Origin of the sequence: Rhodococcus sp. YH3-3 (assembly GCF_001653035.1) — a bacterium.
In the GTDB taxonomy this organism is placed as follows: Bacteria; Actinomycetota; Actinomycetes; order Mycobacteriales; family Mycobacteriaceae; genus Rhodococcus_F; species Rhodococcus_F qingshengii.
In genome coordinates this window covers 1025257-1039394 of the sequence record NZ_BCWH01000002.1, presented here as the reverse complement: position 1 = coordinate 1039394, position 14138 = coordinate 1025257, and the positions used below count along the sequence as shown (strand labels likewise).

Genomic DNA, 14138 nt, shown 5'->3' with positions numbered 1-14138 from the left:
GGTTTCAGAACAGCATGTAGCGCTGAGCCATCGGCACCACGTCAACGGGGTTGGGCGCGATCAGGTCGCCGTTGACCTTGATGGCAAACGTCTCCGGATCGACGTCGATGGACGGCAGCGCCGTGTTGTTCGGCATATCCGCCTTGGTGAGGTGCCTCGTCGGACGAACACCGGTAAGGGTGCGCGTGAGACCGAGACGGTCGGCCAGACCGTCCTCGATGGCCATCGGAGAGACGAACGTCGTGGACAGGTGCGGGGCCGATCCCGGAGTCGCCGCGATGGCCGGGCGAACGAACACCGGCTGCGGGGTCGGGATAGCAGCATTCGGATCACCAAGCGGCGCAGCAACTATCGCCCCGCCCTTGATCACGGCAGAAGGACGGACTCCGAAGAACGCGGGATCCCACAGCACCAGGTCCGCCATCTTCCCGGCCTCGACCGAGCCGATCTCGTGATCGATACCGTGCGCCACCGCGGGGCAGATCGTGTACTTGGCGACGTAACGCCGCGCACGCTCGTTGTCGGCCGGCATGCTGGTGCCCAGCTTGCCGTACTGTGCCTTCATGACGTGAGCCACCTGCCATGTCCGCAGGGTCACCTCACCGATACGGCCCATCGCCTGGGCGTCGGACGAGGTGATCGAGATGGCTCCGATGTCGTGCAGAAAGTCTTCTGCTGCAATCGTTGTCGGCCGGATCCGGGACTCGGCAAAGGCAAGATCCTCCGGAACCCGGGGATTGAGCGCATGACACACGATGAGCATGTCGAGGTGCTCGGCAACCGTGTTGACGGTATGCGGCAACGTCGGATTGGTCGATGCCGGAAGAACGTTCGGCTCACCTGCCGTCACGATGATGTCCGGTGCGTGCCCGCCGCCGGCGCCTTCCGCATGGAACACGTGGATCCCACGTCCGGCGATCGCATCCAAAGTGTGCTGTACGTAACCGGTTTCGTTGAGACTGTCCGCGTGCAGCGCTACCTGGAGGCCGAACTCGTCGGCTGCTCGCAGAGCTGCGTCGATCGCGGCCGGAGTGGAACCCCAGTCCTCGTGAACCTTGAATCCGCCTGCGCCCGCGAGAGCTTCCTGACGCATGGCCTCATGGCTGACGGTGCTGCCCTTGCCGAGAAGAAGAACGTTGAGCGGGATGTGGTCGAGGGCGCGGTGCATCATCGTCAACGACCAGGCGCCGGGCGTGACGGTGGTTGCCTTGCTTCCCTCGGTGGGACCCGTTCCGCCGCCCGCCACCGTCGTCGTACCGGTCGCGAGCGCCTCCATCATCTCGATTTCACTGAGGAAGTGCACGTGAGTGTCGATCGCACCCGCGGTGAGGATCTTCCCTTCGCCGGCGATCACGTCGGTGCTCGGCCCGATGAGCAACTTGGGGTGCACGCCATCCATGATGTCGGAGTTACCGGACTTGCCGATCGCAACGATGCGTCCGTCGCGAATTCCGACGTCTGCCCGGACGATTCCCCAGTGATCGAGAATCACCGTGTTGGTGATGACGACGTCGAGAGCGCCCTGGTCGCGAGTGGTCAGGCCCTGGCCCATCGACTCGCGGATGCTCTTACCGCCGCCGAAGACCATCTCGTCGCCGGTCGCGGTGTAGTCGTGCTCGATCTCGATCCACAGATCTGTGTCGGCCAAACGGATCTGGTCGCCTGCGGTCGGGCCGTACAGGGAGGCGTAGCCGCGTCGATCGATCCTGCTCATTCGGCTGTCCTCTCAACTGTCGTCGCGGCGTCGTCCGGTGAATCCGCCTCGACTGGAACATCACTCACACGCACGTTCACCGAGGACGCTCGCAAAGGTTCTTCGACCTCGACGCCGGGCGTGCCGAACGGCATGACGGTCTTGGGCTCGCGCGCATGTGTCGGTAGGTCTTCGTCCGGCACGATCTGCAGGCCCGGAACCCTTTTGAGTCCGCCGAGCGCGATCAGTGTCACCGTTCTGCTGACCCCGGGTTCGAACCGAACCGACGTTCCCGAGGGGATGTCGAGCCGGAAGCCGTCTGCCGCTTCGCGATCGAAGGTCAACGCCGGGTTGGCCGCGGGAAGGTGGAGATGTGAACCGATCTGAATGGGGCGATCGCCATCGTTGACGACGACCATCGTGATCTTCTCCGCGTCCGTGCCGAACTCGAGCGGTTCGGTGGACACACGTACCTCGCCGGGAATCATCGAATGGGCTCCGTCACGGTGACCAGTTTGCGACCGTCCGGGAAAGTGGCCTCCACCTGGACGTTTGCAATCATCTCGGGTACCCCTTCCATCACGTCGTCGCGGGTGAGCACTTGCCGACCGGCGTTCATCAGTTCCGCAACCGTCATTCCGTCACGCGCGCGCTCGAGAATCCAGCACGAGATCAGTGCCATCGCTTCGGGGTAGTTCAGCAGTACCCCGCGCTCGCGGCGGTCACGGGCGACCATGCCCGCGACGCTCAGGAGCAGCTTTTCGGTATCTGAAGGGGTGAGGTGCACTGACAAGCCCTTCCGGTTGTGAAACGACATCGATCGACAGCGTGCTGTCGGGCCGAGATTAGCATTGTCCGAAGCGTCGTCAGTATCCACGAGATTCACGTCGTCGGCTACTTCAGCGCCCACTCGGCGCACTTGCGCTGCTCATCGAATTATTCGGGCGCCCAACGACGCTCAGCTCTGCGCACCGGAGTGGGAACTATCACCACAACCAAAAAGTTTCACCCCCGTCTCCTGTTGGAAACGGGGGTGAAACATGATCGTGCAGGGTTGATCCCGGGACCTATCCGAAGCGGCCGGAGATGTAGTCCTCGGTGGCCTTCTGCGTCGGGTTCGAGAAGATCTTCTCGGTGTCGTCGATCTCGACGAGCTGACCGGGCTTGCCGGTTGCCTCGAGGTTGAAGAATGCCGTCTGGTCACTCACACGCGCAGCCTGCTGCATGTTGTGCGTGACGATGACGATCGTGAAGTCCTTCTTCAGCTCGGTGATCAGGTCTTCGATCGCGAGAGTCGAGATCGGGTCGAGCGCGGAGCACGGCTCGTCCATGAGCAGGACGTCGGGCGAGACCGCGATGGCACGCGCGATGCACAGACGCTGCTGCTGACCGCCTGAGAGGCCGCCACCGGGCTTGTCGAGGCGATCCTTGACCTCGTTCCACAGGTTGGCACCGCGCAGCGAACGCTCGGCCACCTCGTCGAGCTTCTTCTTGCTGCGCTCGCCCTGCAACTTCAAGCCCGCGACGACGTTGTCCTTGATGGACATGGTCGGGAAGGGGTTGGGTCGCTGGAACACCATGCCGATGGTCTTGCGAACACCGACCGGATCGACGTTCGAGCCGTAGATGTCCTCGCCGTCGAGCAGCACCGAACCCTCGACGCGCGCACCGGGAATCACTTCGTGCATGCGGTTGAGTGAACGGAGAACGGTGGACTTGCCGCAACCGGACGGGCCGATGAAGGCGGTGACGCTCCGGGGCGGGACGGACAGGCCCACATCGGCGACGGCGTGGAACTTGCCGTAGTAGATGTTGACGTCCTTGAGATCCAGACGCTTGGCCATTACCGGCTCCCTACTGAGTTGTTGACGCTGTTGAGTACGAACATGTTCCGAGGCCGCATCACTTACTTCTGACCTGTGAGAAGTGACCGATCAGCTTCGCGACGATGTTGAGGATCGCGATCAGCAGGATCAGGGTCAGTGCTGCGCCCCAGATGCGGTTGGTGCCGGCGTCGGTGGGGTTGTTCATCTCGGCGACCATGACGGAAGGCAGTGTGCCCATTTCGCCGTTGAACAGGTCGAAGTTGATGAACGGTGCGTAGCCGACGAGGATCAGCAGCGGTGCGGTCTCACCGAGCACGCGTGCCAGGGCCAGCATGACGCCGGTGATGATGCCGGGAAGTGCCGTCGGCAGAACGATTTTCGAGATGGTCTTCCACTTCGGCACACCGAGCGCGTACGACGCCTCTCGCAGATCCATCGGGACGATGCGCAGCATTTCCTCGGTGGAGCGGATGACGACCGGGACCATCAGAAGGACCAGAGCCAGTGACACCGCAAACGCGGACTTGGGGAAGCCGAAGGTCGCGATCCACAGGGCGTAGATGAACAGCGCGGCCACGATCGACGGAACACCGCTGAGGATGTCGACCATGAACGTGGTCAGCTTGCCCAGCTTCGACTTCCGGTCGGCGTACTCCACCAGGTAGATCGCGACGAAGATACCGAGCGGGATGGAGAAGACCGCGCACACGATGCCTTGCAGCAGGGTACCGATCAATGCGTGATAGATACCGCCGCCGTCGGCCGACGCCGTCAATCCGCTCAGCGAGTTGGTGAACCAGGTAGGCGACGTCAGAGCGGGCAGGCCCTTGGCGATGACCGTGAAGAGCACCCAGACCAACGGGATGAGCGCGATGACGACTGCCAGGCTCACCAGGATGGTCGCGATGACGTCCTTGGCACGACGACGAGCGCCGACGCCTTGGAAAGTGGGGGCCTTGACCGGCCGGTCCAGAGTGGAGGTCATGGGTCAGTCCTTCTTTCCGGCGATCACTGCGCGGGCAGCCGCGTTGACGACGAAGGTCAGTACGAACAGCACCAGTCCGGCCGCGATGTACGCGCCTGCCTGGATGTCGTTGTTGAACTCCGCGTAGCCGAGGGCGATCTTGGAGGCGATGGTCGAGCCGCCGTCGAACAGCGACCAGCCGAAGGCCTGAGAGGTGGTACGCAGGATCAGGTAGAGCGCCATCGTCTCACCGAGTGCGCGTCCGAGACCGAGCATCGAGCCGCTGATGTAGCCGGACTTACCGAACGGGATGACCGTGGTGCGCACAACTTCCCAGCGCGTGGCGCCGAGGGCGAGTGCGGCTTCGATCTGTGATCGCGGGGTCTGGATGAACACCTCGCGGGTCACTGCGGTGATGACCGGAAGGATCATCACGGCGAGGACGATGCCTGCGGTGAAGATGGTGCCGCCACCGGTGATCGATCCGCTGCCGTCGGCGAAGAGCGGGAACCAGCCGAGAGTGTCGTTGAGCCACACCGCGACCGGGGTGATCGCCGGAGCGAAGACGAGAAGTCCCCACAGGCCGTAGACGATGGACGGCACAGCTGCCAGAAGGTCGATCGTGTACGACAGTGGCCGCGTGAGCCACTTGGGTGAGTACGAAGTCAGGAAGATCGCGATGCCCAGTGCGATCGGCATCGCGAGCACCAGTGCGAACAGCGAGACCAACACCGTGACCTGGAAAAGGTCGAGGACACCGAACGCCATCGCGTTGATGTTCTGCGTGACCCATTCACGGCTGGTCAGGAAGTTGACCTGGTTCCGGCTCAAAGCAGGAACAGCACGCCAGATCAGGAACGCGCCGATCGCCGCGATGACAGCCGTGATGAAGATTGCCGAACCGGATGCGAGCGAGCTGAAGATGCGGTCACCCGGACGGGTCACCGTCTTGCTGTTGCCGCTACCCGGACCGTCACCCTTCGGAGGATGCTCGGTTTCTGGAGCCTTGGTGGAAGTAATCGTGTCCTCCGTGGTGCCGTTCGGACCGCCCACCCCGGCCCCGCTGGTTGCGGGGCCGGGAGAACGAGATGTCGAGGTGATGGGCGCGTCACTCATGCGCGCTCACTTCCTTCACGTCTGAATGTAGATCCATGAGCTTGTCCGCACGAGTCTCTAGGTCAGCTGATTGCCGTGATGGACGCGTTGAGGCGATCCTGGACGTTGGACGGCAGCGGGACGTAACCCTGCTCGGCCAGGTTGGCCTGACCCTCGTTGGCCGCGCTCGTCAGGAACGACTTCACTGCTGCGGAGGTGTCCGCGTCGTAGCCCTTGGAGCAGACGATCGAGTACGTGGCGAGAACCAGCGGGTAGGCGCCGGCTTCGTTGGTCTTGAAGATCGACGCGAGGTCGAGCGTCAGGTCGCCGGTTGCGTCGGACTTGAACTTCGCGCCTGCGATCGACTTCGCGGCCGTGTCGTTGGTCAGTGCGACTGCCTCGGAGCCGGTGTTGATTTCGGCAACCGAGAGCTTGTTCTGATCGGCGAACGACTTCTCGACGTAGGTGATCGAACCCGGTGCCGTGGCAACTGCCTGTGCAACGCCCGCCGAACCCTTGGCGCCCTCACCGACGCCACCGGTGAAGTCGGACCCTGCGCCCGACGTCCAAGCACCGTTCGATGCCGCGTCGAGGTACTTCTGGAAGTTGTCAGTGGTACCCGAGGAATCGGAGCGGATCACGGTGGTGATCTTCTCGTCGGGAAGCGATGCACCGGAGTTGAGCGCGGCGATTGCCGGATCGTTCCACTTGGTGATGCCGCCGTTGAAGATCTTCGCGAGAACCTCTGCGTTGAGAACGAGCTTGTCGACGCCGTCGAGGTTGTATGCAACTGCGATCGGGCCGAAGACGAGGGGAAGGTTCCAGGCTTCGCCGCCGACGCAACGCTCCTTGGCCTTGTCTGCCTGCTCGTCCTTGATGGCCGAGTCGGAGCCGGCGAAGTCGATCTGGCCGGCGATGAACTGTGTACGACCGTCGCCCGAACCGCTGGGGTTGTACGCGACGTTGACCGTCTTGCCCTTTTCCTGGCACACGGAGATGTAAGTGGCGACGAACTGGTCCATGGCGTTCTTCTGTGCCGAGGAACCAGCGGCAGAGAGGTTGCTCTTGCCTTCGCACGTTGCGTTCGATGCGGACGCGTCCACACCCGTCGACGACGAGTTGTTGTCGCTGCCACATGCGGCCAAGGTCATGGCGCCCACGGCCACTACACCGAGCAGGGCACCACTGCGCTTGAGATTCACCAAGATCCTCCGGAAATCGCTACCGCCACGCCCACGATCGGGCGGCGACATGAGACGCAGAATGATTGAAATCTGCATCAGGCAACACGGCGCTGCCCACAGAGAAAAGTAGGCGGGCGCGGTGTCCGGCTGGACCACACATGGTTAACGGAGAATGAACAGACTGGACATTTCTGCGTGTCCGACTGTGACGTCAGAGCGCGCGGGCGTAAGCCATGTCCACGTGGAAGCGATCGAAGCCGAGTCGTTCGTACGTGTGGAGGGCGGCCGTGTTGTCGCCTTCGACGTACAGAAGGACGGTTCCGAGGCCGCGATCACGCAGGTAATGCATGCCAGCGAGAGTCAGCACTCGGCCGAGGCCGCGTCCCTGCGCCGCGGGATCGATCCCCACGACGTACACCTCCCCCAGCTCCGGATCGTCACCTTCGGGTGCGTGCACCTTGGTCCAGTGAAAGCCGAGAAGAGTATCGGGATCGGTGTCCGCGAACGCCATGAACAGACCAGCAGGGTCGAACCAACCTTCGGCCGTTCTCTCGTCGATCTCCGCCTGGGTCCAGCCACCCTGCTCGGGATGCCAGGAGAAGGCCGCATTGTTGACGCGAAGGATCTCGGAATCGTCTTCGGGTCCACGATACGTCCGAATCGTCACACCTTCGGGCACAACGATTTCCGGAAGCTGCGGAGCATCGAGTGGTCGACGCAGCTGCAGGAGTTCACGAACGCTGACCAGATCGAGGGTCTTGGCGAATTCGACTGCGGCGTCGACGTTTCCATGCGCCCAGACACGCGTGCCCGGCCGGCCCTCGTCGAATACCGCTGCAGCAAGCCTGGTTCCGATGCCGCGACGCCGCGCCGGCGGGTCGACCACCAACTCGGCCATGTCGGGATGCTCGTCCGAACCCGCTTGCAGCTGCGCATAACCGACGATTGCATCGCCGTCGAGTTCGAGGAAGTGTCGCGCGGCACCGCGCCCGGCAACGGCATGGCGCCCCTGTTCCGACACGGGCGCCTTGCCGTCGAACTCGGTTGCGCGATCGAGAAGCGCGGAAACCTGCTCGGCGAATCCAGCCGGCAGTGAATCTGTCCAACCCACGTCAGACCACCGATCCGTCGGCCGCGTCGTAGTCGACGTCCTCGTCGTCCTCGAACTGAACGGGAGCAGCGGCGCCACCCTTGGCCCTGGTCGGACGCACTGCCTTATATCCGACATTTCGGACTGTACCGATCAAGGACTCGTATTCGGTGCCGAGTTTCGCCCGCAGACGACGCACGTGGACGTCGACCGTCCTGGTGCCGCCGAAGAAGTCGTAGCCCCACACTTCCTGCAGCAGCTGCGCCCGGGTGAATACCCGTCCGGCGTGCTGCGCGAGGTACTTGAGCAGCTCGAATTCCTTGTAAGTCAAATCAAGGGGCCGTCCACGCAGTCGTGCCGTGTACGTCCCCTCGTCGATAACCAGTTCGCCCAGCGTGATCTTTCCCGACGCTTCCGGACTGGCCACACCGCCGCTGCGGGCGACCAACAACCGCAATCGGGCGTCCACCTCAGCCGGACCGGTACCGGGAAGCAGGATGTCGTCCAACCCCCAGTCGGCGTTGACGGCAACGAGTCCGCCTTCGGTGAGGACGGCGACCACAGGTACTGCGGATCCTGTGCTTCCGAGCAATCGACACAACCCGCGTGCGGCAGCCAGATCGGTGCGCGCATCCACCAATGCCACGTCCGCGGAACTTGCCTCGAGTAGCGAGGAAACCTCTGTGGGGGCAGGCCGAACCGAGTGCGCCAGCAACGCCAACGCCGGTAGTACAGCTTCCGGGTTGGGGTCGGAGGTGAGGAGGAGCAGTTCCACACGGCCTCCTATCTAGTAGCCCGCGCAACCCGTGAGGGCAACGCTCGAGTAGTTCGACGCTTTTGGTCGGTCCCTACATTAGCGTGCCTGGTACCGGGGCCGTCGCATCGAACCCCGACCGGAGTCCGTCACAATGGTGCGGTGCGCAAACTGATCATCGGCATCGTCTTTCTCCTCGGCCTCGGACTGGTGGCCGATTTCGGCGCGGCCGCGTACGCCGAGTACCGGGTTTCCCGCGAGCTCCGAACCGGCGCATCACTCGAGTCCGATCCGGAGGTCACCTTCAACGGGTTCCCCTTCCTCACCCAGGCACTCGGCGGGAAATACAAGGACGTCTACGTCAGAGCTACCGGCGTCCAGAGCGACGTGGTGGGCGAAGTGACCGTCGAGGCCGATCTGCGCGGGGTCACCGTTCCCTTCTCCGACATCGTGAACGGCAATGTCACCCAACTCCCCGTCGACAAACTCGACGGCCGGATGGGAATCAACGCCACCGACCTCGGAAAGCTGCTCAATATCCCTGACCTGCAGGTATCTTCGCCGCCGGCCAACAAGTCGGATGGCACCGGGGGCAGCGGCGGAACCGGAGCGAGCACCGCGGGCGCCGTCGTGCTGACGGGAACGGTTGCCGTCGGCCCGGTCGAGACTGCAGTGAGTGTGCAGGCCAACCTGGTTCTGGAAGGTGGGCAGGTCAAGATCGTCGCCAGCAATCTGTACTTCGGTCCGGAGGGCAAAGCCGATTTCTCGATCCCCGCAGCACTCGAACCCGTCGTCCTCGGACTGTTCAGCTACACGATCGATCCGCAGGCACTCCCCTACGGAATTCAGCCGAGCCTGGTCTACGCGGAAGGCGGAAGAATCGTGATCGAAGGCAGCGCCGAAAACACGACGATCGATCTCGCAGAGCTGCAGAACCGATGACCGGGATCACAATTCTGCTGGTCGCGCTGGTCGCCGTCGTCGCGGTCGGGCTCTTTCTCAAGTCGCGCAACGGAAAGGTCCGAGTCACCACGCCGGCCGCGACCGGCGCGGCGGACAGTCGCCTCGAACTGCTCCGCGCCGCTGGAGTCTCTTCGCCGAACGGCGGACCCGTCGTACTGCATTTCTCTGCCGACTGGTGCGGACCGTGCGCGGCAGTACGCCGTGTCGTCGGTCAGGTCGTGATCTCGATGGCCGACGCTCCCCGTCCGCCGGTGGAGATCGAGCTCGACATCGACAAGGAACCGGCTCTGGCACGCGAGATGAGTGTCCTCTCGCTGCCCACCACCTTCATCCTCGACGGTGGCCTGGAGGAACAGTTCCGGGTGTCCGGAGTGCCATCCGCAGCGGATCTGAAAGCTGCACTCGTACCACTATCCGGACCCCACGAGCCAAAATCCGAGAATTCGGGGTAAACTCGCCGACGTGCAAACCCGCCACGAGCTGATGCTCACCCGACGCCGCGCAGTAGACCTGTGCCGCCTCGGGGGCTGTTGCTGTACCTGTTGCTGATCACCACATCCGTCAGATCTCTCTGACCTTCGAGCTTTCGCTCACGTGATCAATCCACCGAGTGGGACTTTGACGTCCCGTTTTCTCGGTCCAGGCACAGCATCATGCAATCCAGCGCAGGAGCACTCCCGATGTCCACAACCACACCCCAGCTCGAGCAGGTCGACGTCCGCGGACCTCGATTCGCCGCGTGGGTCACCACCGGCGTTCTCGTACTCACGCTCATCCTCTCGACCTTCTCACTGCCCGCCGCCACCGTCGTTCTCGCACTGCAGGCCATAGTCTTCGCGGTCGGAGCGGTACTCGGCCCCAAGCGCAGCCCGTACGGCCAGATCTTCGGCAAGCTCGTCGCCCCGCGACTCTCGCCGGTCAGCGAACGCGAACCCGTGGCACCGCTGCGCTTCGCGCAGTTCGTCGGCTTCGTCTTCGCATTGGCAGGCACGGTCGGTTTCCTGGCCGGGTCGACGATCGTCGGCACCGTTGCCGCCGGCTTCGCCTTGTTCGCGGCCCTGCTCAACGCCGCGTTCGGTATCTGCCTCGGCTGCCAGATCTATCCACTCGTCGCAAGGCTGCGAAATACCGGCCGCGCTACCACCGCGTGAAAACGCTTGCCCCACAACCCTGCTGAACCCCTGCTAGATAACGACCGATGCAAGACCATATCGAAAGGAACACCATGGCTCGCTCCGACGTCCTAGTCTCCGCTGACTGGGCTGAGCAGAACCTCAACACCCCCAAGACCGTTTTTGTCGAGGTGGACGAGGACACCAGCGCATACGACGGCGGCCACATCGAGGGTGCAGTCAAGCTCGACTGGCGCAAGGACCTCCAGGACGGCGTCCGACGCGACTTCCTGAACCAGGAGCAGTTCTCGGATCTGCTCTCCGCCAAAGGCATTGCGAACGACGACACCGTCGTTCTCTACGGTGGCAACAACAACTGGTTCGCCGCTTACGCTTACTGGTACTTCAAGCTGTACGGCCACCAGGACATCAAGCTGATCGACGGCGGCCGCAAGAAGTGGGAACTCGACGGACGCCCGCTCTCCAAGGACGCAGTCAACCGCGAAGCCACGCAGTACAAGGCCGAGACCCCCGACTTCTCGATCCGCGCTTTCCGCGACGAGGTCATCGACGCCATCGGCAGCAAGAACCTCGTCGACGTTCGTAGCCCTGACGAGTTCTCGGGCAAGATCCTCGCTCCCGCCCACCTTCCGCAGGAGCAGGCGCAGCAGCGTGGCCACGTCCCCGGAGCCATCAACATCCCGTGGAGCACCACCGCCAACGAGGACGGCACCTTCAAGTCGGACGACGACCTCGCCAAGCTGTACGCGGAAAAGGGCTTCGACGACACCAAGGAAACGATCGCCTACTGCCGCATCGGCGAGCGTTCGAGCCACACCTGGTTCGTCCTGCAGGAGATCCTCGGCAAGAACAACGTCAAGAACTACGACGGCAGCTGGGTCGAATACGGCTCACTCGTCGGCGCACCGATCGAATTGGGAGCCTGATCATGTGTGGAGCACCTACCCAGGGCCAGACCCTGCCTGCCGGCGTCGACGTCGAGAAGGAAACGGTCATCACCGGCCGCGTTCTCGCAGCTGACGGCCAGCCCATCGGCGGCGCATTCGTGCGTCTGCTCGACGGCTCCGGAGAGTTCACGGCCGAGGTCGTGGCATCGGGAACCGGCGATTTCCGCTTCTTCGCCGCTCCGGGCGAGTGGACCGTGCGTGCACTGTCCAGCTCGGGCAACGGCACCTCCACCGTCGCTCCCGAGGGCTCGGGCGTGCACAACGTGGACGTGACCGTCAGCAAGTAATTCCTGCTTTGTCAGGCGGCCCCGCACCCCTCCGGTGCGGGGCCTTCTGCATTCCGGCTCCCGATTTTTCCGGTCGGTCGCCGCGGTCTAAGATGTACCCGTGGTCATTTTCTTCGAGGTACTCCTCGCACTCGCATCCGTCATGATCGCTTGGTTCTCCGTGTACGTCGTGTACCGCTTGGTCACCGACGAGTCGTGAGTCAGGCTCCGGATTCAGGGTCCGACGCGACCGCTGACGATTCCGCCGCTGCAGGTGCCGTAAGGCGCGGCAGCGGGGACGAAGCTGTCGCCATCGCCGTCGAGCGCTCCAAGTCGACGGCGTCGCTCAACATTCCGACCCTGCCGGACCTTCCGTTGCCGGAGGACACCGCAAACCTGCGCCTCGGCCCGGACATCAATCCCGAACTCCTCGCGCTTCTCCCCCTCGTCGGTGTCTGGCGCGGCGAAGGTGAAGGACACGACGAGAACGGCGACTACGCCTTCGGTCAGCAGATCGTCATCTCGCACGACGGCGGCCCGTACCTCAATTGGGAGTCCCGGTCCTGGCGCCTCGACGCCGAGGGCAAGTACGTGAGCCCCGATCTGCGCGAGAGCGGTTACTGGCGCATGGGCGGCGACGGCATCCCGGGCAGCGTCAACCAGGAAGTGGTCGAACTCCTGCTCAGCCACAGCTCCGGTGTCGTCGAAATGTACTACGGGCGCGCACTCACCCAGGCATCGTGGGAACTTGCCACCGACGTGGTGATCCGCAGCCAGTCCGGTGCACTGTACGGCGGCGCGAAGCGTCTGTACGGCATCGTCGAAGGCGGCGACCTCGCGTACGTCGAAGAGCGGATCATGTCTGACGGTGGCCTGGAACCGCGTCTCTCGGCCCGCCTGACGCGCTACATCGGCTAGCTCTGCTGTGCGCCTTTATTATCCCCCGGCGGTTAATAAAGGCGCACAGCAGATTTATCCACAGGCACCGACAAATCCCACAGGCGGGCTTCGGAGCGGCATCTTCGACCGATTCTTGTCGGTCCGCGATCTCACGGTATTCGCATGAGCTGCGACTACATCGATCCTGATCTCCGAAGACTCTTCGACTTCCAGCACGGACTCGCGACCAACAAACAACTACGCCCTTTCGGCTATTCACCGCGGCGCATCCAACATCTGGTCGAATCGGGTCAATGGACAACCGTCCTCCACGGCGTTCAATCCAGCACCAACGGCCCGCTCAACCGAGCAATGATTCTCGAGGCCGCCCTTCTGTTCGGCGGCGGAGAGACCTACCTGAGTCACCGGACGGCAGCTGAAGAGTGGGGACTCACGCACATCGAGTCCGAACTGCCGATCCACATCACGGTCCGATACGGCAGATCCTCCCGCTGTCAGAGTCCGACGGTCAGACCCGAACGCTCCCCGGCGCGCCCCGTTCCGTTGGGGTGGTCCACTGCCCATCCCGGAGTGATCGTTCATCGTTCACGCGCTCAGGCCCACATCGGCGTTGCCACTCAGCCTGTTCGTACTTCGCTGGCCGACACCGCAATTGACCTGGCGGTTGCAGAGCCGTCGGCTCGCGACGCCGCTCGTTCTCTGGTTCGCTCGGCCACGGCGTGCAAAGTGTCACGGATGGAATTGCGCACCCGAATGGAATGCCGACGGCCGAGGCGATATGTCAAAGCGCTGTCCTCGACATTGGACCTGTTGGATCGCGGTGTCCAGTCGGTACTCGAGCATCGCTACGCAATCGAGGTCGAGCGAGCACACGGTTTGCCGGAAGCACGACGGCAATCGCCGGTCCTCGTCGATGGGAGAACTCTCTACGAGGACGTCGACTACCGCAATTGCGGTGTCGCACTGATCGTTCGACTCGACGGATTTGCCTTCCACTCTTCTCGAGCGACTGCACTGCGTGATCGTCGGCGAGGAAACGCATCCGAACTGTCAGGCAACGCCACACTGGTCTTCGGTTGGGAGGAGGTGGAGGGGGCCTCGTGCCGAACTGCAGCCGAGGTCAGAGCCATCCTCGAGCGCGGTGGATGGTGGGGGCCTAATCCTTGTCCACGCTGTGCGCCTTTATTAACCGCCGGGGGTTGATAAAGGCGCACGGCACGAAGCGACCCCCGAGCCACACCCACGCTTTCGCGCGGATCCCGGTCGGACTGATCGGGGGCTCGGGGGTCGGGTGGCTGCCTGGGATTCGCCGGCCGCTCACGC

Annotated in this window: 17 protein-coding genes; 8 read left to right on the top strand and 9 right to left on the bottom strand. The window is 63.4% G+C overall.

Annotated elements, in window-relative coordinates; genetic code table 11:
• Positions 1–4: 4 nt before the first annotated feature.
• From YH3_RS17670 to YH3_RS17630, 9 genes are all read right to left on the bottom strand, one after another.
• Positions 5–1714, bottom strand: coding sequence for an urease subunit alpha (locus YH3_RS17670; protein ID WP_064443785.1), 1710 nt, complete (start codon positions 1712–1714; stop codon positions 5–7).
• The gene (ureB, locus tag YH3_RS37330; protein WP_007733849.1) at positions 1711–2181 is read right to left on the bottom strand and encodes an urease subunit beta; all 471 of its coding nucleotides are present in this window, start codon (positions 2179–2181) and stop codon (positions 1711–1713) included. The genes YH3_RS17670 and ureB overlap by 4 nt, the downstream gene beginning before the upstream one ends.
• Positions 2178–2480, bottom strand: coding sequence for an urease subunit gamma (gene ureA, locus YH3_RS17660; RefSeq protein WP_003939800.1), 303 nt, complete (start codon positions 2478–2480; stop codon positions 2178–2180). Before ureA ends, ureB begins: the two co-directional genes overlap by 4 nt.
• A gap of 280 nt (positions 2481–2760) precedes the next feature.
• Positions 2761–3537 carry a phosphate ABC transporter ATP-binding protein PstB gene (gene pstB / locus YH3_RS17655; protein ID WP_003939968.1) on the bottom strand — a complete coding sequence of 259 codons (777 nt, stop codon included), beginning with the start codon at positions 3535–3537 and terminating at the stop codon, positions 2761–2763.
• A 58-nt stretch (positions 3538–3595) separates the two neighbouring features.
• Positions 3596–4504 carry a phosphate ABC transporter permease PstA gene (gene pstA, locus YH3_RS17650; RefSeq protein WP_003940100.1) on the bottom strand — a complete coding sequence of 303 codons (909 nt, stop codon included), beginning with the start codon at positions 4502–4504 and terminating at the stop codon, positions 3596–3598.
• Between the two features lie 3 nt (positions 4505–4507).
• Positions 4508–5599: a phosphate ABC transporter permease subunit PstC gene (gene pstC / locus YH3_RS17645; RefSeq protein WP_064443784.1), complete on the bottom strand. Its 1092-nt coding sequence runs from the start codon at positions 5597–5599 to the stop codon at positions 4508–4510.
• Between the two features lie 62 nt (positions 5600–5661).
• Positions 5662–6780 carry a phosphate ABC transporter substrate-binding protein PstS gene (gene pstS / locus YH3_RS17640; protein WP_003940482.1) on the bottom strand — a complete coding sequence of 373 codons (1119 nt, stop codon included), beginning with the start codon at positions 6778–6780 and terminating at the stop codon, positions 5662–5664.
• Between the two features lie 193 nt (positions 6781–6973).
• On the bottom strand, positions 6974–7873 hold the full coding sequence (mshD, locus tag YH3_RS17635; RefSeq protein WP_064443783.1) for a mycothiol synthase: 900 nt from the start codon (positions 7871–7873) through the stop codon (positions 6974–6976).
• Between the two features lies 1 nt (position 7874).
• Positions 7875–8627 (bottom strand): response regulator transcription factor, encoded by a 753-nt coding sequence (locus tag YH3_RS17630; protein WP_003939728.1) that lies wholly within the window; start codon positions 8625–8627, stop codon positions 7875–7877.
• 141 nt (positions 8628–8768) lie between these two features.
• Here YH3_RS17630 and YH3_RS17625 point away from each other — a divergent pair, with 141 nt between their 5' ends.
• From YH3_RS17625 to YH3_RS17595, 8 genes are all read left to right on the top strand, one after another.
• Positions 8769–9548 (top strand): LmeA family phospholipid-binding protein, encoded by a 780-nt coding sequence (locus YH3_RS17625; protein ID WP_003939847.1) that lies wholly within the window; start codon positions 8769–8771, stop codon positions 9546–9548.
• Positions 9545–10021, top strand: coding sequence for a co-chaperone YbbN (locus YH3_RS17620; RefSeq protein WP_003939684.1), 477 nt, complete (start codon positions 9545–9547; stop codon positions 10019–10021). The genes YH3_RS17625 and YH3_RS17620 overlap by 4 nt, the downstream gene beginning before the upstream one ends.
• 10 nt (positions 10022–10031) lie before the next feature.
• Positions 10032–10118: a putative leader peptide gene (locus YH3_RS37325; protein ID WP_350318872.1), complete on the top strand. Its 87-nt coding sequence runs from the start codon at positions 10032–10034 to the stop codon at positions 10116–10118.
• 131 nt (positions 10119–10249) lie between these two features.
• Complete coding sequence (locus YH3_RS17615) at positions 10250–10720, top strand: DUF4395 domain-containing protein (RefSeq protein ID WP_064444218.1); 471 nt, start codon at positions 10250–10252, stop codon at positions 10718–10720.
• A gap of 74 nt (positions 10721–10794) precedes the next feature.
• A complete protein-coding gene (locus YH3_RS17610) occupies positions 10795–11628 on the top strand; it encodes a sulfurtransferase (protein WP_003939859.1) in 834 nt (277 codons plus the stop codon).
• 2 nt (positions 11629–11630) lie between these two features.
• Entirely contained in the window at positions 11631–11936 is a 306-nt protein-coding gene (locus YH3_RS17605; protein ID WP_003939797.1) for a DUF1416 domain-containing protein, read from the top strand.
• A 291-nt stretch (positions 11937–12227) separates the two neighbouring features.
• On the top strand, positions 12228–12833 hold the full coding sequence (locus tag YH3_RS17600) for an FABP family protein (RefSeq protein ID WP_172827035.1): 606 nt from the start codon (positions 12228–12230) through the stop codon (positions 12831–12833).
• A 144-nt stretch (positions 12834–12977) separates the two neighbouring features.
• Entirely contained in the window at positions 12978–14018 is a 1041-nt protein-coding gene (locus YH3_RS17595; protein ID WP_064443782.1) for a type IV toxin-antitoxin system AbiEi family antitoxin domain-containing protein, read from the top strand.
• Positions 14019–14138: the final 120 nt, after the last annotated feature.

Bases quoted from the DNA above. Each gene is read 5' to 3' on its own strand.
- YH3_RS17595 (WP_064443782.1), top strand. From the start codon at position 12,978: ATGAGCTGCGACTACATCGATCCTGATCTCCGAAGACTCTTCGACTTC.
- YH3_RS17605 (WP_003939797.1), top strand. From the start codon at position 11,631: ATGTGTGGAGCACCTACCCAGGGCCAGACCCTGCCTGCCGGCGTCGAC.
- ureB (WP_007733849.1), bottom strand. From the start codon at position 2,181: ATGATTCCCGGCGAGGTACGTGTGTCCACCGAACCGCTCGAGTTCGGC.
- YH3_RS17615 (WP_064444218.1), top strand. From the start codon at position 10,250: ATGTCCACAACCACACCCCAGCTCGAGCAGGTCGACGTCCGCGGACCT.
- pstC (WP_064443784.1), bottom strand. From the start codon at position 5,599: ATGAGTGACGCGCCCATCACCTCGACATCTCGTTCTCCCGGCCCCGCA.
- YH3_RS17620 (WP_003939684.1), top strand. From the start codon at position 9,545: ATGACCGGGATCACAATTCTGCTGGTCGCGCTGGTCGCCGTCGTCGCG.
- pstA (WP_003940100.1), bottom strand. From the start codon at position 4,504: ATGACCTCCACTCTGGACCGGCCGGTCAAGGCCCCCACTTTCCAAGGC.
- YH3_RS17670 (WP_064443785.1), bottom strand. From the start codon at position 1,714: ATGAGCAGGATCGATCGACGCGGCTACGCCTCCCTGTACGGCCCGACC.
- YH3_RS17610 (WP_003939859.1), top strand. From the start codon at position 10,795: ATGGCTCGCTCCGACGTCCTAGTCTCCGCTGACTGGGCTGAGCAGAAC.
- pstB (WP_003939968.1), bottom strand. From the start codon at position 3,537: ATGGCCAAGCGTCTGGATCTCAAGGACGTCAACATCTACTACGGCAAG.